The following is a 17,569-nucleotide window of genomic DNA, read 5'->3' as shown; positions in this document are numbered from 1 at the left end:
CTCCAAGCATAGCGCGCCATTCGTTAACCCGGCAAAGAGCGCAAAGTCGGCTAAGCGGCGCCCAAGCGCCGGCGGCAGACTCGGGCCATGAACCTTCCACGCCTTCTTTCCCTGGCAGGCACGCTGTGCCTGTCTGCCACCCTTGCGCACGCCGCGGGGTTCAGCTTCATCGAGGTGCCGGCCGACAAGGACGGGCCGGCCCTCCAAGGCGCCGTGTGGTCGCCCTGCGATGGCCCGGCAGCCACGATCACGCTCGACACGCTGGTCATTGCCGGCGCCAGGAACTGCCCCGTGGCCGGAGCGGCCCTGCCGCTGGTCGTGGTCTCGCACGGCACCGGCGGCTCATTTCTGGGGCACCACGACACCGACGCCGCGCTGGCCGACGCGGGTCTTGTCGTCGCGGCCATCAGCCACCCCGGCGACAACTTCCGCGACCTGAGCCGGCAGGGCTACCTGTCGGCCTTCGCGACCCGGCCGGAGGACATGAAGCGGCTGGTCGACTACATGCTGACCGCCTGGCCAGGCCGCGCAAAGCTCGACCCCGAGCGGATCGGCTTCTTCGGCTTCTCACGCGGTGGCTACACCGGGCTCGCCGCGATCGGCGCCGTTCCTAACTACAAATTGCGCGAAGACCTCTGCCCGCCCGAATCGAAGGTTCCGCTGTGCGGCGAGATCCGCCGCAACGAAATGCCGCCACTGCCGCGACGCGACCCGCGCATCAAGGCGGCGGTCATCGTCGATCCGCTGAGCGCCTTCGACGCCAAGGGGCTGAAGGACGTGACGGTACCAATCCAGCTCTGGGGTTCCGCCTATGGTGGCGACGGCGTGCTGCCGCACCACGTGGAAGAGCTGCGGCGCGACCTGCCCATTCCCCCGGAGTGGCATCTGGCGGCCAACGCCGGGCACTTCGCGTTCCTGGCGCCCTGCTCTCCTGCATTGGCGAAAAGCGCGCCGGAGATCTGCACCGACGCGCCCGGCTTCGACCGCGTCGCGTTCCACGCGGACTTTGACGCCCAGGTGGTCGTCTTTTTCAAGCGTCACCTCGCGCCGAAGCCCTTGCCCTGACCCGCGCGCCGCTGCCCCGCCAGCCGCCGCACCACAGCCACCAGCCGGTCAACCTCGTCGAAGGTGTTGTAGAACGCCAGCGAAGGCCGCACCGTCGTCTCGACACCGAAGCGCCGCAGGATCGGCTGCGCGCAGTGGTGGCCGGTGCGCACCGCAATACCCTCCTCGTTCAGCGCATGCCCCACTTCTTCGGTGGTGTAGCCGTCGAGCACGAAGGACATCACGCTGGCCTTGTCTGCCGCCGTGCCGATCAGCCGCACACCGCGAATCGCGCCGAGCTGCGCCATGCCGTAAACCAGCAGGTCATGCTCGTAGCGCGCGATGTTCTCGATGCCGACCTTGTTGACGTAGTCGATCGCCGCGCCCAGCCCCACGGCGTCGGCGATGTTGCCGGTGCCGGCCTCGAACTTGTTGGGGATCGGCTGGAACACGGTCTTCTCGAAGGTCACGTCGGCAATCATGTTGCCGCCGCCCTGCCACGGGGGCATGTCTTCGAGCACTTCGCGCTTGCCCCAGACCACGCCGATGCCGGTCGGACCGAACACCTTGTGGCCGGAGAACACGAAGAAATCGGCACCGATGTCCTGCACGTCCACACGCATGTGCGAGACCGACTGCGCACCGTCGACCAGCGCCCTGGCGCCCGCGCGGTGTGCCAGCTCGACGATCTCCTTCACCGGCACCACGGTGCCCAGCGCATTGGAGACCTGCGTGACGGCGACGATCTTCGTGCGGTCGTTGAGCAGCTTGCGGTATTCGTCGAGCAGCACCTGGCCCGAATCGTCCACCGGAATCACGCGCAGCTTCGCGCCCTTGGCGGCGGCAAGCTGCTGCCACGGCACGATGTTGGCGTGGTGCTCGAGGTTCGACACGATGATCTCGTCGCCCTCGCCCACGTGCTGCCCGCCCCAGCTCTTGGCCACGAGGTTGATGGCCTCGGTGGTGCCGCGCACGAAGATCACCTCTTCGACTTCCGGCGCGTTGATGAACCGGCGAACGCGTTCGCGCGCGCCCTCGTAGGCGTCGGTTGCGCGCGCAGCCAGCTCATGCGCCGCGCGGTGGATGTTCGAGTTCTCGTGCTCGTAGAAGTACGCGATGCGGTCGATGACCGACTGCGGCTTGTGCGTGGTGGCCGCGTTGTCGAACCACACGAGCTGCTTGCCGTTCACCCGCTCCTGCAGGATCGGAAAGTCGCGCCGCACGGCATGGACGTCGAACGGCGGATGCTGGCCGCTGCCGGCCAGCGGCGCGGCGTCGGGGCCGCGCGGGTCGGTCTTGGCGGGGGTGAAGAAGCCGCTGGGCAGGCGCACCGCGTCGACGAAATAGAACTGGGGGTTGCCCCCTCGCCCCTCCGTGGAGAGGGTTGGGGTGAGGGGCAACCCCGCGCTCTGTGGAGGCACAGACACCTCAGAGACCGCGCCGGCAGACGGATGCCCGAAACTGTTGCTCAGGAAGTAGAACGGTGACGCGTCCGCCTGCGTTGCCGAAGGCGCATTCACCTGCTGCGGCACGCCAAGCAGCGCACCACCCGAGCGCGGCTCGAAAGCCGGCGCCACCGACAGCACGCTGTCCGGCACGCCATTCCCCGCCGTGGCATGCGGCAGTAGGGCCGGCGCTCGGTTGGCGAGCGAAGGCAGTTGCGTGGGCGATGCCGGCACCAGGTTGGCGCCCGGAATCTGCCCCTGCGGAATCGGCGTGCCCGGCACGCTCGGCCCGAAGCCCGCGGGGCTCACCAGCGGCGAACCCGGCGGCGCGATGTTGGCGGGAAACTGCGCGCCCGGCACCTCGGAGAACATGGCGCTCGCCATGCGAGCGAGGATGGCCGGGTCGAACGGCGCCTCGCCCGGAATCGATGGAGTGCTGCTCACAGCGGCTTACTTGTAGGTGTCGGGATAGTCGTGGTACTTGCCGATCTCGACGTCGTCGAGCACCGCCAGCGCGTCGGTGGTCAGCACTGCGAGCGAGCAGTACAGAGAGATCAGGTAAGACGCGATCGCATGGTTGTTGATGCCCATGAAGCGCACCGACAGGCCCGGACCCTGCTCGCCCGACAGCCCCGGCTGAAAGAGGCCCACCACGCCCTGGCGCTTGTCGCCCACGCGCAGCAGCAGGATCTTGCTCTTGCCGTCGGCCACAGGCACCTTGTTCGACGGAATCAGCGGAATGCCGCGCCAGGTGATGAACTGCGAACCGAACAGGCTCACGGTCGGCGGCGGCGTGCCGCGGCGCGTGGCTTCGCGGCCGAAGGCGGCAATGGCCAGCGGGTGCGTGAGGAAGAAGGCGGGCTCCTTCCACACCTTGGTCAGCAGCTCGTCGAGGTCATCAGGCGTTGGTGCGCCGGTCAGCGGAAAGATGCGCTGCTCTTCCGTCACCTGGGCCAACAGGCCGTAGTCAGGGTTGTTGATGAGTTCGCTCTCCTGGTTCTCCTTGATCGTCTCGATCGTCAGGCGCAGCTGCTCCTTGATCTGGTCGTGCGGGCTGCTGTAGAGGTCGGAGATGCGCGTGTGCACGTCGAGCACGGTGCTCACGGCATTGAGGTAGTGCTCGCGCGGGTTCTCTTCGTAGTCCACGAAGGTACGCGGCAGCTGGTTCTCTTCTTCGCGCGAGGTGCAGGTGACCTTGATCGACTCGGGGTTCTTGACCTTGTTGACGCGGTAGATGCCCGCCTCCACCGGCACCCATTGCAGCAGGTGCGTCAGCCAGCGCGGGCTGATGGTCTCGAGCTGGGGAACGGTCTTGGTGGCATTGGCTAGCTGTCTTGCGGCGTTGTCGCCAAGGGCGGTCGTACCACCAACTGTTGCGCTCATGGATCAGGGCTCCGTGGATTGAGGAAAAAGTGGACGCCAGTGTCCGGCGGCCACGGGTTTTCCCTCAACAGGCTATAGCCGCCAAGTTGATCCTTCTTGCAAGACGCGATTGCTCCAGTTGCTCGCAGCGCATGAGCAAGCCGACCATGTTGATGCCCAATGCGGTGGCCAGCTTCTGCGCGGTGACGATCGACGGGATGACGCGGCCCCGCTCTATCTCGCCCACGTAGGAGCGGTTCAGATCGGAACGCTCGGCCAGTTCCTCCTGCGACCAGCCCTTGCCCTCGCGCAGCTGGCGAATGGTGACTCCGAAGTCTTCGACGAATGGTTTCATGCTGCTCCACCTGCCTTGGGCGCGTTCTGCAGGCTGGCCTGCGTGACGCTCGCGCCCGGCGGCACGTCGTCGGTGATCCACACATTGCCGCCGATGACGGCGCCCTTGCCGAGCGTGACGCGCCCGAGGATGGTCGCGCCGGCGTAGATGACCACATCGTCTTCCACCACGGGATGCCTTGGAAGACCCTTCTGCAGGTTGCCTTCGGTGTCCGTCGGAAAGCGCTTGGCACCGAGCGTGACCGCCTGGTAGAGCCGCACGCGCTTGCCGATGACCGCCGTCTCGCCGATCACGACGCCCGTGCCGTGGTCGATGAAGAAGCCCGCATCGATCTGCGCACCGGGGTGGATGTCGATACCTGTCTGCCCGTGCGCCAGCTCCGCGACGATGCGCGCCAGCAGCGGCAGGCCGAGCTTGTACAGCTCGTGGGCGAGGCGGTGGTGAATCATCGCCAGCACGCCGGGGTAGCACAGCAGCACCTCGTCGACGCTGCGCGCGGCGGGGTCGCCCTGGTATGCGGCAAGCACGTCGCTGTCGAGCAGGCGGCGCAGGCCCGGCAGCGCGGTTGCGAAACGGCGCACTGCCTCCGTGGCGGCATCGTCGATTTCGCTCGCGGAGCGCGGCTCGTGGCGGGCGTTGAAATTGAGCTCCAGCCGCGCCTGCAACAGCAGCGCCTGCAGGGCGGCATCGAGCGTGTGGCCGACGTAGAAATCCTCGCTCTCGTGGCGCAGGTCCGGCGGGCCGAGCCGCATCGGAAAAAGCGCGCCCTTCAGCGACTCGACGATCTGCGCGAGCGCGTCACGCGACGGAAACTCGCGTGCGCCGGGCTCGCGCGAGCGGCGCTGCGAATCGCGCCATTCGTCGCGCACACCGTGCAGCGCGCGGACGATGTCGCTCACTTCGAAATGGGCCATGTGTACTGTTCTCCCGTGGAAGTCTGATTCTTCGGCCTGGATTCAGTCCTGCACCCACGGCAAGCCGTGGAAGCGCCAGCCGTCGGAGCCGCCGCGGTGCTGCTGCGCATCGATCTCTCCTTCGAAGCCTTCGAGCACGTTGAACACCCGCGTGAAACCCGCCTTGGCAGCCGCTTCGGCTGCCAGCGCCGATCGCTTGCCGCTGCGGCACAGCAGCAGCACCACGGCGTCCTTGCCGCCGTCTTTCGCCAGCTTGGCCTCGAGTTCGCGCACGAATCGTGGATTGCGCGTGAGCGCCGTACCCGTGGCCCAAGCCACGTGCAGGCTGTCAGGCACATGGCCGACGAACTTGCGCTCCTCGCCGGAGCGCACGTCGACCAGCACTGCATGGCCCTTCTGCACCAGTTCCCAGGCCACCGGCGGCGTCACGCCGCCGGCATAGGGCCAGTTGCTTTCGACGGCCTTGGCGCGCGCCTGTTCAAGTGCTTCGGGCAAGGCGACGAGTTCTTCTTCAACTTCCACTGGCATGCGATGAGGCTCCTGTTGTGCGGTGCATTCGCCTTGATGGCGATAAGCACCACTGTAGAAGCCAGGGGCCGAAGCTCAAACAACCGAAAAGTCCGTTCTTAACAACCAGCCGTTGTATAGGCTGGGAATTGGTGGAGATTTTGCGTTGGTCGCCCCGCTGCTCTGTAGCGCGCGACCACTGAATGATGCAGCCTCGAAAAACAAGTCACGGCCTTTCACGATCAGCCCGCGTCTTCTTCAGCAAGATTTCTGCCTCGCCAGGCGGGATCCGTCCTTCGGCCTCCATTCGCTTGAGCCTTCGCTCATCAGCGCGATTCAACGCGTCCTTGAGAAGAGCCATCTTGCGTTTTCCGCACGGATGGCATTCGTAGAAGCCCAGGGGACTCGCCGTAGATTTCATCTTGGAATCGAACTCTGCGGTGCTGATCCGCCCGGTGGGCTCGATGCCCATGGCGAGGATTCTTCCGTTCTTGAACGTTACGAGTGCTTGCCCCTCGCAGCCCGTGGTATCCATCTTCTCCGGGTCGTAGGTCTTCCACGAAATCCTGCGCATGTACTTCAGGGCGTATCGAACGTCTTCCTCTGTGAGGACGACATCGTCGCATTTCAGAAAGTCTTTGTTTTCCCAAGCGCTTCGGTGTGAAGGATGCGTGACTTCCACCTTCTTGACATAGCGAATGGGATATCGCCGGTCGGCCGCCTGCGCCGGTAATACCACCGCAGCGGTGGCCAGTGCGGCTGCAGCCGCAAGGACGTCGGTCTTGTTCATTCTCTTGAGTTGATGGTCAATAGCTCTTCCCGAACGGCAAGCATCAAGGTTTATCGCGACTGGCTCGCAGCACTTTCAGCCTGCGCTCCGCCTCGCCAGGGGCCATCTGTCCTTCCGCCTCCAGCCTCTTGAGCCTTCGCTCATCAGCGCGATTTAACGCGTCCTTGAGAAGAGCCATCTTGCGTTCTCCGCACGGATGGCATTCGTAGAAGCCCGGCGGACTGGCGGTGGGATTCATCTTTCTGTCGAACTCCCCCGTGCTGATTCGCCCGGTTGGCTCGATGCCCATGGCGAGGACTCTGCCGTTTTTGAACGTAACAAGCGCACTCCCCTTGCATCCGGTGGATCCCATGTTCTCGGGGTCGTAGGACTTCTCCGAAATCCTGCGCATATGTTGCAGGGCATAGCGAACATCCTCTTGAGTCAATACAACATCGTCGCAATTCAAGAAATCCTTGTCCTCCCATGCAGTTCTACGTGAAGGATCCGTGATCTCTACGCTCTGCACATAGGCAATCGGATACCGCTTGTCTGCGGCCTGCGCTACTGCGGCAACGCCCAGTACTGCTCCGGCTAAGAGCATCTCGGTCTTTTTCATGGTGCCAAAGGGAGGAGATTCCAGTTCGCACCTTTAGCCTCTGTTGGGTTCTTGCTTCTGACCACTGGATGACGAAAAACCTCGTTTGGGCTCATATGCATCGAATCTACGATTGCACCGACAAGCCACGAGAGTGCTTGATTCTGTGCCGCAGTTGGCGTCTCGAAAATCGCACGCTCTCCTCTCAATCTTCCCATTGACCACTTTGCTTCTTCGCCGACAAGCTTCAGCCCGACCGGCAGCGTCGCCTTTCCAACCATCTCTATGCCGATGGCTTCCATATTGCTCGGATAACGGTCGGCAGGCGCCTTGAGCATCTCGATGCGATGCATCTCCGCCGGACCTACCCTTGGAGGAAAGTCGGACATTTTGCACGTCGGTATTACCAGACATCGTGCCTTCAACGGCCCCACATGATTTGTCCGTTGATAAATCGCCGCCGTCTGATAGATCGTCCCATCCTTGTCGATGAGAAAGTGCGCGCCGTTGGCACCCGGCTGCCTGTAGCTGTTCAATGAAGACGCCGAAGTATCGGCGTCCGTCTGATGCACCACGATTCCCGTGATGGCTGCTGTCCTCCTTCCTCTTTCGATCCTGGTGCTGCGAGCGTGCCTGACTCGCGCATGACTGATCATTCCATGCTCATCCATTTCCACTCGCATGCGGTGACTCCCTGAAGATTTCCGTCTGGTTTTTCGACTCTTCGCGAGATGCGGCCGCACGTCGTTTCACGGCACGGCCACGACCTCGCGGCGCATGCTATGGCGGTGTCTTCAAGGCAGATGCGTGGTTCTCAAAGATTCATCGGATTCCTGACATTCAGCACATTCGATTTCCGGGCACTTGTAAATCACTAAAACCAACTGCAAAAAATCGCTCCCGGAAACGAAAAAAACCCGGCGCCATGACAGCACCGGGTTGTCGCAGATGCCCGAGGGTCCGTCAGAGCTTCGCGATCGAAACCTCGGTCGACTTCACGAGCGCGACCACGTCGGAGCCCACCTTCAGTTGCAGTTCGTCGACCGAGCGCGTGGTGATGACCGAGGTGACGATGCCCCAGGCGGTCTCGACATCGACTTCGGAGACGACGTCGCCGCGGATGATTTCACGGACCTTGCCCTTGAACTGGTTGCGGACGTTGATGGCTTGAATGGACATGATGGTTTCTCTTTCGGGTTGAGGAAATTCGTTCAGGAAAAGCACGACAAAAGATGAGTGAAGTGGTGGCTGCCGTCAGACGATCTCGGCCACCTCTTCGAACGCCAGCCGGGGGCCGCGCTCGAAGGTGCCAGCGTGGTCGGCCACGCCAAGGTTCACCAGGAAGTTGGCCCTGTAGCGGCCATCGGGGAAGAAGGCCTTGTCGACCAGCTCCGCGTTGGAGCCCGACTGCGGCCCCGCGTCGAGGCCGAGCGAGCGCGCCGCCAGGATCAGGTAGGCGCCCTGCAGGCTGCTGTTGCGAAAGGCGGTGGCTTGCGCGGCCTCGGCGCTCTTCTCGAAGAGCGGCTTGGCGTCGTAGGCCGGGAACTGGGTGGGCAGGTGCTCGTAGAAGCGCGTGTCGTGCGCCACGATCACCGTCACGCCGGCCGCCAGCGTCTGCGCGGTGTTCCCCGCAGACACCGCCGGCTTCAGCTTCGCCTTGGCCTCTTCGCTGCGCACGAACACGTAGCGTGCCGGCTGGGCGTTGAAGGCGGTCGGGCCCCACTTCACGAGGTCGTAGAGCTTGTGGATCAGTCCGTCGGTCACAGGCACGGGCTTGAACGCGTGCACGGTGCGGGCCTTGCGGAACAGTTGGTCCAGCGCGGCTTCAGGGATGGATTGCAGTGCGGTCATTTCTTCAAAAGGTCTTCGTTCGATGCAGCGGAAAGGGCCTGGTCGAGGTCGGCGATCAGGTCGTCGATGTGCTCGATGCCCACGGACAGGCGCACCGTGTCCTCCGTCACGCCGGCTCGTGCCAGTTCTTCGGGCGACAGTTGCCGGTGCGTGGTCGAGGCCGGGTGCGTGGCCAGCGAGCGCACGTCGCCGATGTTCACGAGGCGCGTGAAGAGCTTCAGCGCGTCGAGGAACTTCGCCCCGCCCTCGCGGCCCGCGCCGATGCCGAAGGTCAGCACGCCGCTGGAGCGGCCGCCGAAGTACTTCTTCGCCAGCGGGTAGTCGGGGTGGTCTTCGAGCGCCGCGTAGTTCACACAGTTCACGGCCTTGCTCTGCTTCAGGTGTTGCGCCACCGCAAGTGCGTTGCTGCTGATTCGGTCCATGCGCAGCGCCAGCGTCTCGATGCCCTGCAGGATCAGGAAGGCGTTGAACGGCGAAATGGCCGCGCCCGTGTTGCGCAGCGGCACCACGCGCGCACGGCCGATGTAGGCGGCAGGGCCCAGCGCCTCGGTGTAGACCACGCCGTGGTAGCTCACGTCGGGCTCGTTCAGGCGCTTGAAGCGCTGCTTGTGCTCGGCCCACGGGAATTTTCCCGAGTCGACGATGGCGCCGCCGATGCTGGTGCCGTGGCCGCCCAGGTACTTGGTGAGCGAATGCACCACGATGTCGGCGCCGTGCTCGATGGGCCGGCTCAGGTACGGCGACGGCACGGTGTTGTCGACGATCAACGGCACGCCGTGGCGGTGTGCGATCTCTGCAATGGCCGCGATGTCGGTCACGTTGCCCGCCGGGTTGCCCAGCGATTCGACGAACACCGCCTTGGTCTTGTCGTCGAACAGCTTCTCGAAGCTGGACGGGTCGCGGTGGTCCGCGAAGCGCGTGGTGATGCCGAACTGCGGCAGCGTGTGGGCGAACAGGTTGTAGGTGCCGCCATACAGCGCGGTGCTGCTGATGATGTTGTCGCCCGCCTCCGCGATGGTCTGGATCGCGTAGGTTACGGCCGCCTGGCCCGAGGCCAGCGCGAGCGCGGCGATGCCGCCTTCCAGCGCGGCCACGCGCTGCTCCAGCACGTCCTGCGTCGGGTTGTTGATGCGGGTGTAGATGTTGCCCGGCACCTTCAGGTCGAACAGGTCCGCGCCGTGCTGCGCGCTGTCGAAGGCATACGCCACCGTCTGGTAGATGGGGGGCGCGACCGCGCGGGTGGTCGGTTCGGGCGAATAGCCGGCGTGAACCGACAGGGTTTCGAATTTCCAGTTCTGCGACATGCGACTGCCTTTCAGGATGGACTGATGGAGGAAAAGACTCAGATTGCCCAGCGCAACGCATGCGCGGGTGTGCCGAGCCAGCTGGCGTCGGTGCTCTCGGGCGCGGTGTCTTCCGGCTTCTGCAGCACCCTGTCGAGGATTCGTTTCTCAATTGCGGCAAAGGCCGGGTCGCCCTGCGAACGCGGGCGGGCCAGCGCGATGTTCTCGTCGAGCGCGATGCGGCCGTCCTCGATGAGGATCACGCGGTCGGCCAGCGCCACGGCTTCCTGCACGTCGTGCGTCACCAGCAGTGCGGTGAAGCGGTGGCGCTGCCACAGGTTCTCGATGAGCCGGTGCATCTCGATGCGCGTCAATGCATCCAGCGCGCCCAGCGGCTCGTCGAGCAGCAGCAGGCGCGGGTGGTGCACCAGCGCGCGCGCCAGTGCCACCCGCTGCCGCTGGCCGCCCGACAGGCGCGCCGGCCATTCGTTCTCGCGGTCGGCCAGGCCGACTTGCGCAAGCACTTCCTTGCCGCGCCCCTTGGCGTCGTTCGGCAGGCCCAGCGTCACGTTGTCGAGCACGCGGCGCCACGGCAAGAGGCGCGCCTCCTGGAACATGATGCGGGTGTCGTCGTGCAGGCCGTGCACTTGCTTGCCGTCGGTGTAGAGCCCGCCGGATGTCGGCTCCTCCAGCCCCGCGATGAGCCGCAGCAGCGTGCTCTTGCCGCAGCCGCTGCGCCCCACGATGGCGATGAACTGGCCGGGCTCGACGGTGAGCCGCGTATTGCGCAGTACCTCGCGCGCGCCGTAGCGCTTGTGCAGGCCGCGCGCTTCCAGGCGCACGCCGCCGGCGATCGCCTGCGAAGGGGCCTGGGGTTCGATGTCTTTCAGGACGGCACTCATGGGCTTCAGGCTCCGGGTTTGAACAGCGCCACATTCAGCGCATCGATTTTTCGGGGCAGCAGCTTCTCGGCGAGGAAGGCATCGGCGATGCGCTGCTGTTCGGTCAGGCCCTCGGCCACCACCGGCCGCACCGCGTAGCTGCGGCGGCCGTTGGCCTGCTCGATGGTCGCGGCATCCAGGCCCCACACGGGCGACAGCAGCGCTGCAGCGTCCTTCGGGTTCTGCTTGACCCACTTGCCGGTCTTCTCGAGCTCGGCGTAGACCACGCGCAGCACGTCGGGCCGCGCCTTCGCGAACTTGGTGCTGGCAAGGTAGTAGCGCTGGTACGACGCGATGCCCGCGCCGTCGGCCAGCACGCGCACCTTCGACTGGCGCTGTGCGGCAGCCAGGAACGGGTCCCACACCACCCATGCGTCGATGGCGCCCTTCTCGAAAGCGGCACGGCCATCGGCGGGCGTGAGGTAGGCGGGCTCGATGTCCCTGAACGACAGGCCGGCTTTGCCGAGCGCGGCAATCAGCAGGTAGTGCGCGCCGGCTGCTTTCGCGAAGCCGACCTTCTTGCCCTTGAGATCGGCCACGGTCCTGATCGGCGAGTCTTCGCGCACCACGATGGCCTGGGCCGCGGGCGACGGCGCTTCCTGCGCGATGAAAGTCAGCTCGGCACCCGCTGCCTGCGCAAACACCGGCACGGTGTCGGCCACGTCGGCACTGATGTCGAGGTTGTCGAGGTTCAGCGCCTCGAGCAGCGGCAGGCCACTTGTGAACTCGTGCCAGCTCAGCGTGACGTTGAGCGGTGCCAGTTGCTTTTCGAGCGTGCCCTGCGCCTTCAGCACCGCGATCAGCGTGGAAGACTTCTGGTAGCCCAGCCGCACGGTAACGGGCCGCGCGGCCGAGCCCTGCGCGAGCACCGCGCCCGAGGCCAGCGCAGCCAGCGTCGCAATGGCCGCGCGGCGCGAGATGTCGGATGAATGCGTAGTCATTCCCCTGCCCTCACTTCGCCTTGCGCTGGTAGCCGGGATGCCACCGCAGCCACCATTGCTCCAGCCCGCGCGCGAACAGGTCGGCCAGCTTGCCGAGCAGCGCGTACAGCAGGATGCCCACCAGCACGATGTCGGTCTGCAGGAACTCGCGGGCGTTCATCGTGAGGTAGCCGATGCCGGCCTGCGCCGAGATGGTCTCGGCCACGATCAGGATCACCCACATCAGGCCCAGCGAGAAGCGCAGGCCCACCAGGATGGACGACAGCGCGCCCGGCAGGATCACCTCGCGGTACAGCTGCCAGCGCGACAGTCCGTAGGTGCGGCCCATCTCGATGAGTTGCGGATCGACGTTGCGGATGCCGTGGAAGGTGTTCAGGTAGATCGGGAAGAACACCGACACCGAGATCAAAAACAGCTTGGCCGATTCGTCGATGCCGAACCACAGGATCACCAGCGGAATCAATGCCAGCGCCGGAATGTTGCGCACCATCTGGATGGTGGAGTCGAGCAGCGTCTCGGCGAACTTCACCGAGCCGGTGAGCAGGCCCAGCGCCAGCCCCGCCCCGCCGCCGATGGCCAGTCCCGCCAGCGCGCGGCCGGCACTGACCTTCACATGCGTCCACAGCTCGCCCGACACCGTGAGGTTCCATGCAGCCTTGACCACGTCGACCGGCGCCGGCAGCACGCGCGTGCTGAGCCAGCCCAGCGACGACGCGATCTGCCAGAACACGATGAGCCCCACGGGCACGAGCCACGGCACCAGCCGCTTCGCGACACTGACCGCAAAGGACTTGAACACGTTGCCTTCGCTTTCGGCCGGCGCGACGGCCGGCAGTTCCTGAACTTGTTCGGTCATGGCATGCGGTCCTTCAACTCTGGGAAACGAGGCGCGAGGGGGCGTCAAGATTGGCGACGACCTCGCCGAACGGGCCGCTGAGCGAGCCGCCTGCCAGCTGCGTCTTCGCCTTGCGCGAGAGCAGCGGGAACACCAGCTCGGCGAAGCGGTAGGCCTCCTCGAGGTGCGGGTAGCCCGAGAGAATGAACTTGTCGAGGCCGAGCGCCGCGTATTCCTCGATGCGCGCGGCGACGGTCTTCGCATCGCCCACCAGTGCCGTGCCTGCGCCGCCGCGCACCAGGCCCACGCCGGCCCAGAGGTTCGGCGCGATCTCGAGGTCGGCGCGCGAGCGCTTGGCGCCGCCCGCATGCAGCGCGGCCATACGGCGCTGGCCTACGGAATCCATGCGCGAAAAAGCGGCCTGTGCGCGGATCACGGTCTCGTCGTTCACGCGGCTGATGAGTTCTTCGGCGGCTTTCCACGCGGCGTCCTCGGTCTCGCGCACGATCACGTGCAGGCGAATGCCGAACTCCACCTTGCGGCCCTTGCGCTCGGCGCGCGCGCGCACGTCGGCAATCTTCTTGGCGACTTCCGCGGGCGGCTCGCCCCAGGTGAGGTACGCATCGACCTGCTCCGCCGCAAGCTCGTGCGCCGCGGCCGAAGAGCCGCCGAACCACACGGGCGGATACGGCTTCTGCACGGGTGGGTACAACAGCTTGGCGCCCTTCACGCTCAGGTGCTTGCCCTCGTAGTCGAAAGCCTGCCCGTCGTGGCTGCGCGCAATGATCTCGCGCCAGATGCGGATGAACTCGGCCGACTGCTCGTAGCGCGCGGCATGGCCCAGAAAGACGCCGTCGCCCTCCAGCTCGGTCTGGTCACCGCCGGTCACCAGGTTCACCAGCAGGCGGCCGCCGGAGAGCCGGTCGAAGGTCGCGGCCATGCGCGCGGCCAGGCTGGGCTGGTGAAGGCCCGGGCGCACCGCCACCAGAAACTTGAGCTTCTTCGTCGCGCCGATCAGGCTCGACGCAATGACCCACGGGTCTTCGCAAGAGCGGCCCGTGGGAATGAGCACGCCCTCGTAGCCGAGGTTGTCGGCCGCGCCGGCAATCTGCTGCAGGTAGGCCAGATTGATGGGGCGCGCGCCTTCGCTCGTGCCCAGATAGCGGCTGTCGCCGTGCGTGGGGAGGAACCAGAAGATCTGCATCACGCGACTCCCGCGCCGGCAGCTTCGAGCACGTTGATCCTCTTGGGGATCAGCTTCAGCGCGAAGAAGGTGTCGGCAATCTGTTGCTGCTCGGCGAGGATGGCCTTGGTGATGGCTGCAGTGCCGTAGTCCACGCGGCCCACGGAAAGATCGGCCACCGGCTTCGGCAGGCCCCAGAGGGTGGCCAGTTCCGCCGCGTAGTCGCCCTTGTTGGCTGCGCCCCAGACGTCGATCTTGTTGATTTCCTCGACCGCGATGGCCAGTACGTCGGCGTTCCTGGCCACGTAGTCGAGCGACGAGAAGTAGTACGCGCGGTTGCCCACCACGCCGGTTGCGTCAGCCAGGATGCGCGCGTCGAGCGACTTCTCGGCCGCGGCCAGGAACGGGTCCCAGATGACCCAGGCATCGACCGAGCCCTTCTCGAAGGCGGCGCGCGCATCGGCCGGCGGCAGGTAGACCAGGTTCAGGTCGGTGTACGGCAGGCCGTGCTTCTCGAACAGCTTGACGATGAAGTAGTGGACGTTCGAGCCCTTGTTGAGCGCGATCTTCTTGCCCTTCAGGTCGGCCACGGTCTTGATGGCCGAGCCCTTGGGCACGAGCACCGCCTCGGCCCTCGGACGCGGCACGGTTGCAGCCACGTAGGCCAGCGGCGCACCGGCAGCCTGCGCGAAGATGGGGGGAGCCTCGCCCACGTCGCCGAAGTCTATAGAGCCGACGTTCAGTGCTTCGAGCTGCACGGGGCCGGCGGTGAACTCGGTCCACTTCACGGTCACGCCCAGCGGCGCCAGACGCTTCTCGAGCGTTCCGCGGCCCTTGAGAACGCTCAGCGGCCCTTTCTGGTTGCCGATGCGGAGTTGGCGCGCGGGCGCCTGAGCCAGCGCGGCGAACGACGGCAGCACGGCGGCGGCGGCAACGCCCTGGATGAGCCGGCGTCGGGGTGTGGAAATCAATGTCATGGCAATGCTTGGATGTGGATGCGCCGCGTGCTCACGCGGCGGCGATGAAACTCACGATCAGCGCGACGGCGCTGACGACGATGACGCTGGCAGCCAGATCGCCCAGCGCGTGCCAGAGGGAGCGCGGCGAGGCGTCGAGCACGGAGTCTTCGGTGGCAACGGGGTTCATGCGTGGATTCCTTGGTGTTGCAAAACGTCGGGCAAAAGCTCTCCCGCGCCGCGCACAGGCGGTTCTCAAAAAGCGGGATCAGGGATGAGGTCGAAAGAGCCGGGCTCGCGCGCAGCCCCGGCTTCAGACGCTACATCGCACGCGAGAGAAAGGCACTGGCTCGAAGCCGTGGGTCGCGGGCAGCTTCAGGCCTTCGGTGGACAGCACTTCGACGGCCTCGTTGAGCCGTTCGGCCAGATCGTGATGCACCTGGTAGGCGTTCTCGGGCGTCAGCGTGATCTGCGAATCGCTGGCGTACACGCCCGGCAGGATGTGGCGCGCCGACAGCGACTGCAGCACGGGCCGCAGCGCGTAGTCGAGCGCGAGCATGTGGTGCGGGCTGCCGCCGGTGGCCAGCGGAAGCACCGTCTTGCCCTTGAGGGCGTTCTGCGAAAGCAGATCGAGAAAGACCTTGAGCACGCCGCTGTAGGCGGCCTTGTAGACCGGCGTTGCCACCACGACCACGCGGGCCTCGGCCACCTTGGCGATCGCATCGACGATGGCCGGATGGTTCCACTCGGCCAGCAGCAGCGCCTGCGCCGGCAGGTCGCGGATGGCGAGCCGCTCGATCCGCGCATGGCGCTGGGCCAGCCGCTCACCCACCGCTTCGAGCAAGGCGGTGGAACGGGACGGGGCCGAAGGGCTGCCGGCAATCAGGAGAACGGACACAAGAGACTTTCGTTCGATAAAGAGGAGCGCGAATGCGTGAGGGCCGCCGCGCACGGCCGCCCGAAGCGGCCGGCCCGCCCCCGGCAGGGGGTGGGCGAAGCGACACGAAGTGCGCGCAGCCTGGGGGGTTACTTCTGCTTCGGTGCGTAGATCTGGTCGAAGGAGCCGCCATCCGCGAAGTGCTCCTTGTCCGCCTTCGCCCAGCCACCGAAGGCCTGGTCGATGGTCACCAGCGTGAGCTTGGGGAACTGCTTGTCGTACTTGGCCTTGGCCTTCTCCGACGTCGGGCGGTAGAAGTTGCGCCCGGCAATGTCCTGGCCTTCGTCCGAGTACAGGTACTTCAGGTATTCCTCGGCGACGGCGCGCGTGCCCTTCTTGTCGACGACCTTGTCGACCACCGCCACGCTGGGCTCGGCCAGGATGGAGATGGAGGGAACCACGATCTCGAACTTCTCGGGGCCGAATTCCTTCAGCGCCAGGAAGGCTTCGTTCTCCCAGGCCAGCAGCACGTCGCCCACGCCGCGCTGCACGAAGGTGATGGTCGCGCCGCGCGCGCCGGTGTCGAGCACAGGCACGTTCTTGAACAGGTTGCCGATGTATTCCTTGGCCTTGCTGTTACCTCCATCCGGGCCGCCGTACTTGCGCTTGGCGAACTCCCATGCCGCCAGGTAGTTCCAGCGGGCGCCGCCCGAGGTCTTGGGGTTGGGGGTGATCACCTGCACACCTGGCTTGATGAGGTCGTCCCAGTCCTTCAGGCCCTTGGGGTTGCCCTTCTTCACCAGGAACACGATGGTCGAGGTGTAGGGCGCCGAGTTGTGCGGCAGGCGCTTTTGCCAGTCGGGCTTGACGAGGCCGCCGTGCGTGACGAGCGCGTCGATGTCGCCGCCCAGGGCCAGGGTGGCCACGTCGGCGTCGATGCCGTCGATGATCGAGCGGGCCTGCTTGCCCGAGCCACCGTGCGACTGCTTGACCGACACGTCCTGGCCGGTCTTGGCCTTCCAGTACTTGGCGAAGGCCTGGTTGTAGTCCACGTACAGCTCGCGTGTCGGGTCATACGACACGTTCAGCAGCGTCACGGGGCCCGCCCCACCCTGGGCAAACGCCGGCAATGCCGACAGGGCCATGGCACCGGCCACGCCGGCACCCAGGGAAAGCTTGATAAAGTCGCGGCGAAGGCTCATGGTGTCTTGCTCTAAAAAGGCATATCAATGAAGCTGCGTATTCTCAATACGACATATAGAAACTGGAACGACCAAGTTTTCAGTTCTAAATAGCGAAATCAACTAAGCAACCGCTTTCCCCACCAGAGGCAACAGAAATGGCACGCATGGTTCAGTGCATCAAGCTCGGCAAAGAGGCCGAAGGGCTCGACTTCCCGCCCTATCCCGGAGAACTGGGCAAGCGCCTGTGGGAGAACGTCAGCAAGGAGGCCTGGGCCGCCTGGCTCAAGCAGCAGACGATGCTGGTCAATGAAAACCGGCTGAACCTGGCCGACCTGCGTGCCCGCCAGTACCTGGCGCGCCAGATGGAAAAGCACTTCTTCGGCGAAGGCGCAGACGTGGCCCAGGGCTACGTACCTCCTTCGAACTGACCCCAGTCTTCGCGCACTTCGTGTCGCTTCGCCAACCCCCTTCCAGGGGGCGGCACCGGCGGCCCGGCAAAGCCGGTTCCGCGTTACCCCTGGTGA

The 17,569-nt window shown here is 65.5% G+C and carries 21 protein-coding genes; 2 read left to right on the top strand and 19 right to left on the bottom strand.

The genetic code is table 11. The features are described 5' to 3' along the window. Positions 1-87: 87 nt before the first annotated feature. Positions 88-1,065 (top strand): alpha/beta hydrolase family protein, encoded by a 978-nt coding sequence (locus ACQY8B_RS09985; RefSeq protein ID WP_422086552.1) that lies wholly within the window; start codon positions 88-90, stop codon positions 1,063-1,065. On the opposite strand, the gene ACQY8B_RS09980 is transcribed toward ACQY8B_RS09985, so the two are convergent. From ACQY8B_RS09980 to ACQY8B_RS09890, 19 genes are all read right to left on the bottom strand, one after another. After that, the gene (locus ACQY8B_RS09980; protein WP_422089171.1) at positions 1,038-2,873 is read right to left on the bottom strand and encodes a family 2A encapsulin nanocompartment cargo protein cysteine desulfurase; all 1,836 of its coding nucleotides are present in this window, start codon (positions 2,871-2,873) and stop codon (positions 1,038-1,040) included. The two genes, ACQY8B_RS09985 and ACQY8B_RS09980, sit on opposite strands and share 28 nt — an antisense overlap. 66 nt (positions 2,874-2,939) lie before the next feature. Beyond that, positions 2,940-3,872 carry a family 2A encapsulin nanocompartment shell protein gene (locus tag ACQY8B_RS09975; RefSeq protein ID WP_106934382.1) on the bottom strand — a complete coding sequence of 311 codons (933 nt, stop codon included), beginning with the start codon at positions 3,870-3,872 and terminating at the stop codon, positions 2,940-2,942. A gap of 64 nt (positions 3,873-3,936) precedes the next feature. Beyond that, a complete protein-coding gene (locus ACQY8B_RS09970) occupies positions 3,937-4,206 on the bottom strand; it encodes a helix-turn-helix domain-containing protein (protein ID WP_422086551.1) in 270 nt (89 codons plus the stop codon). Next, the gene (epsC, locus tag ACQY8B_RS09965) at positions 4,203-5,120 is read right to left on the bottom strand and encodes a serine O-acetyltransferase EpsC (RefSeq protein WP_422086550.1); all 918 of its coding nucleotides are present in this window, start codon (positions 5,118-5,120) and stop codon (positions 4,203-4,205) included. Before epsC ends, ACQY8B_RS09970 begins: the two co-directional genes overlap by 4 nt. 42 nt (positions 5,121-5,162) lie before the next feature. After that, complete coding sequence (locus tag ACQY8B_RS09960) at positions 5,163-5,648, bottom strand: rhodanese-like domain-containing protein (RefSeq protein WP_422086549.1); 486 nt, start codon at positions 5,646-5,648, stop codon at positions 5,163-5,165. A 205-nt stretch (positions 5,649-5,853) separates the two neighbouring features. After that, complete coding sequence (locus ACQY8B_RS09955) at positions 5,854-6,417, bottom strand: hypothetical protein (protein ID WP_422086548.1); 564 nt, start codon at positions 6,415-6,417, stop codon at positions 5,854-5,856. A gap of 43 nt (positions 6,418-6,460) precedes the next feature. Further along, positions 6,461-7,015, bottom strand: coding sequence for a hypothetical protein (locus ACQY8B_RS09950; RefSeq protein ID WP_422086547.1), 555 nt, complete (start codon positions 7,013-7,015; stop codon positions 6,461-6,463). After that, entirely contained in the window at positions 7,012-7,677 is a 666-nt protein-coding gene (locus ACQY8B_RS09945; RefSeq protein ID WP_422086546.1) for an N-acetylmuramoyl-L-alanine amidase, read from the bottom strand. Before ACQY8B_RS09945 ends, ACQY8B_RS09950 begins: the two co-directional genes overlap by 4 nt. Before the next feature lie 280 nt (positions 7,678-7,957). Then, positions 7,958-8,173 (bottom strand): TOBE domain-containing protein, encoded by a 216-nt coding sequence (locus tag ACQY8B_RS09940; protein WP_007829250.1) that lies wholly within the window; start codon positions 8,171-8,173, stop codon positions 7,958-7,960. A gap of 75 nt (positions 8,174-8,248) precedes the next feature. Further along, positions 8,249-8,845, bottom strand: a complete 597-nt coding sequence (locus ACQY8B_RS09935) for a malonic semialdehyde reductase (RefSeq protein ID WP_422086545.1) — start codon at positions 8,843-8,845, stop codon at positions 8,249-8,251. Then, entirely contained in the window at positions 8,842-10,149 is a 1,308-nt protein-coding gene (locus tag ACQY8B_RS09930; RefSeq protein ID WP_422086544.1) for an O-acetylhomoserine aminocarboxypropyltransferase/cysteine synthase family protein, read from the bottom strand. Before ACQY8B_RS09930 ends, ACQY8B_RS09935 begins: the two co-directional genes overlap by 4 nt. 38 nt (positions 10,150-10,187) lie before the next feature. Continuing rightward, positions 10,188-11,030: an ATP-binding cassette domain-containing protein gene (locus ACQY8B_RS09925; protein ID WP_422086543.1), complete on the bottom strand. Its 843-nt coding sequence runs from the start codon at positions 11,028-11,030 to the stop codon at positions 10,188-10,190. A gap of 5 nt (positions 11,031-11,035) precedes the next feature. Then, on the bottom strand, positions 11,036-12,010 hold the full coding sequence (locus ACQY8B_RS09920) for an aliphatic sulfonate ABC transporter substrate-binding protein (protein ID WP_422086542.1): 975 nt from the start codon (positions 12,008-12,010) through the stop codon (positions 11,036-11,038). Positions 12,011-12,020: 10 nt separating this feature from the next. After that, on the bottom strand, positions 12,021-12,866 hold the full coding sequence (gene ssuC / locus ACQY8B_RS09915) for an aliphatic sulfonate ABC transporter permease SsuC (RefSeq protein WP_422086541.1): 846 nt from the start codon (positions 12,864-12,866) through the stop codon (positions 12,021-12,023). Between the two features lie 13 nt (positions 12,867-12,879). Beyond that, positions 12,880-14,049 (bottom strand): FMNH2-dependent alkanesulfonate monooxygenase, encoded by a 1,170-nt coding sequence (gene ssuD / locus ACQY8B_RS09910; protein ID WP_422086540.1) that lies wholly within the window; start codon positions 14,047-14,049, stop codon positions 12,880-12,882. Further along, positions 14,049-15,005 carry a sulfonate ABC transporter substrate-binding protein gene (locus ACQY8B_RS09905; RefSeq protein WP_422086539.1) on the bottom strand — a complete coding sequence of 319 codons (957 nt, stop codon included), beginning with the start codon at positions 15,003-15,005 and terminating at the stop codon, positions 14,049-14,051. Before ACQY8B_RS09905 ends, ssuD begins: the two co-directional genes overlap by 1 nt. 31 nt (positions 15,006-15,036) lie before the next feature. Beyond that, positions 15,037-15,174: a hypothetical protein gene (locus ACQY8B_RS09900; protein WP_422086538.1), complete on the bottom strand. Its 138-nt coding sequence runs from the start codon at positions 15,172-15,174 to the stop codon at positions 15,037-15,039. A 123-nt stretch (positions 15,175-15,297) separates the two neighbouring features. Further along, positions 15,298-15,882, bottom strand: coding sequence for an NADPH-dependent FMN reductase (ssuE, locus tag ACQY8B_RS09895; RefSeq protein ID WP_422086537.1), 585 nt, complete (start codon positions 15,880-15,882; stop codon positions 15,298-15,300). Between the two features lie 128 nt (positions 15,883-16,010). After that, positions 16,011-17,063: a sulfate ABC transporter substrate-binding protein gene (locus ACQY8B_RS09890; RefSeq protein WP_422086536.1), complete on the bottom strand. Its 1,053-nt coding sequence runs from the start codon at positions 17,061-17,063 to the stop codon at positions 16,011-16,013. Between the two features lie 137 nt (positions 17,064-17,200). On the opposite strand from ACQY8B_RS09890, the gene ACQY8B_RS09885 reads away from it, so the two are divergent. Then, on the top strand, positions 17,201-17,473 hold the full coding sequence (locus ACQY8B_RS09885; protein WP_012748083.1) for an oxidative damage protection protein: 273 nt from the start codon (positions 17,201-17,203) through the stop codon (positions 17,471-17,473). Positions 17,474-17,569 lie beyond the last annotated feature (96 nt).

It is taken from the genome of Variovorax sp. (assembly GCF_965279555.1).
GTDB lineage: Bacteria > Pseudomonadota > Gammaproteobacteria > Burkholderiales > Burkholderiaceae_C > Variovorax.
The sequence above is the reverse complement of the archived record's forward strand: the minus strand, read 5'-3'. Positions and strand labels throughout refer to the sequence as shown.

Bases quoted from the DNA above. Each gene is read 5' to 3' on its own strand.
- ACQY8B_RS09975 (WP_106934382.1), bottom strand. From the start codon at position 3,872: ATGAGCGCAACAGTTGGTGGTACGACCGCCCTTGGCGACAACGCCGCA.
- ACQY8B_RS09905 (WP_422086539.1), bottom strand. From the start codon at position 15,005: ATGACATTGATTTCCACACCCCGACGCCGGCTCATCCAGGGCGTTGCC.
- ACQY8B_RS09890 (WP_422086536.1), bottom strand. From the start codon at position 17,063: ATGAGCCTTCGCCGCGACTTTATCAAGCTTTCCCTGGGTGCCGGCGTG.
- ACQY8B_RS09955 (WP_422086548.1), bottom strand. From the start codon at position 6,417: ATGAACAAGACCGACGTCCTTGCGGCTGCAGCCGCACTGGCCACCGCT.
- ACQY8B_RS09900 (WP_422086538.1), bottom strand. From the start codon at position 15,174: ATGAACCCCGTTGCCACCGAAGACTCCGTGCTCGACGCCTCGCCGCGC.
- ssuC (WP_422086541.1), bottom strand. From the start codon at position 12,866: ATGACCGAACAAGTTCAGGAACTGCCGGCCGTCGCGCCGGCCGAAAGC.
- ssuD (WP_422086540.1), bottom strand. From the start codon at position 14,049: ATGCAGATCTTCTGGTTCCTCCCCACGCACGGCGACAGCCGCTATCTG.
- ACQY8B_RS09970 (WP_422086551.1), bottom strand. From the start codon at position 4,206: ATGAAACCATTCGTCGAAGACTTCGGAGTCACCATTCGCCAGCTGCGC.
- ACQY8B_RS09920 (WP_422086542.1), bottom strand. From the start codon at position 12,010: ATGACTACGCATTCATCCGACATCTCGCGCCGCGCGGCCATTGCGACG.
- ACQY8B_RS09925 (WP_422086543.1), bottom strand. From the start codon at position 11,030: ATGAGTGCCGTCCTGAAAGACATCGAACCCCAGGCCCCTTCGCAGGCG.
- ACQY8B_RS09885 (WP_012748083.1), top strand. From the start codon at position 17,201: ATGGCACGCATGGTTCAGTGCATCAAGCTCGGCAAAGAGGCCGAAGGG.
- ACQY8B_RS09950 (WP_422086547.1), bottom strand. From the start codon at position 7,015: ATGAAAAAGACCGAGATGCTCTTAGCCGGAGCAGTACTGGGCGTTGCC.
- epsC (WP_422086550.1), bottom strand. From the start codon at position 5,120: ATGGCCCATTTCGAAGTGAGCGACATCGTCCGCGCGCTGCACGGTGTG.
- ACQY8B_RS09985 (WP_422086552.1), top strand. From the start codon at position 88: ATGAACCTTCCACGCCTTCTTTCCCTGGCAGGCACGCTGTGCCTGTCT.
- ACQY8B_RS09960 (WP_422086549.1), bottom strand. From the start codon at position 5,648: ATGCCAGTGGAAGTTGAAGAAGAACTCGTCGCCTTGCCCGAAGCACTT.
- ACQY8B_RS09945 (WP_422086546.1), bottom strand. From the start codon at position 7,677: ATGCGAGTGGAAATGGATGAGCATGGAATGATCAGTCATGCGCGAGTC.
- ACQY8B_RS09930 (WP_422086544.1), bottom strand. From the start codon at position 10,149: ATGTCGCAGAACTGGAAATTCGAAACCCTGTCGGTTCACGCCGGCTAT.
- ACQY8B_RS09935 (WP_422086545.1), bottom strand. From the start codon at position 8,845: ATGACCGCACTGCAATCCATCCCTGAAGCCGCGCTGGACCAACTGTTC.
- ACQY8B_RS09980 (WP_422089171.1), bottom strand. From the start codon at position 2,873: ATGGCGAGCGCCATGTTCTCCGAGGTGCCGGGCGCGCAGTTTCCCGCC.
- ACQY8B_RS09940 (WP_007829250.1), bottom strand. From the start codon at position 8,173: ATGTCCATTCAAGCCATCAACGTCCGCAACCAGTTCAAGGGCAAGGTC.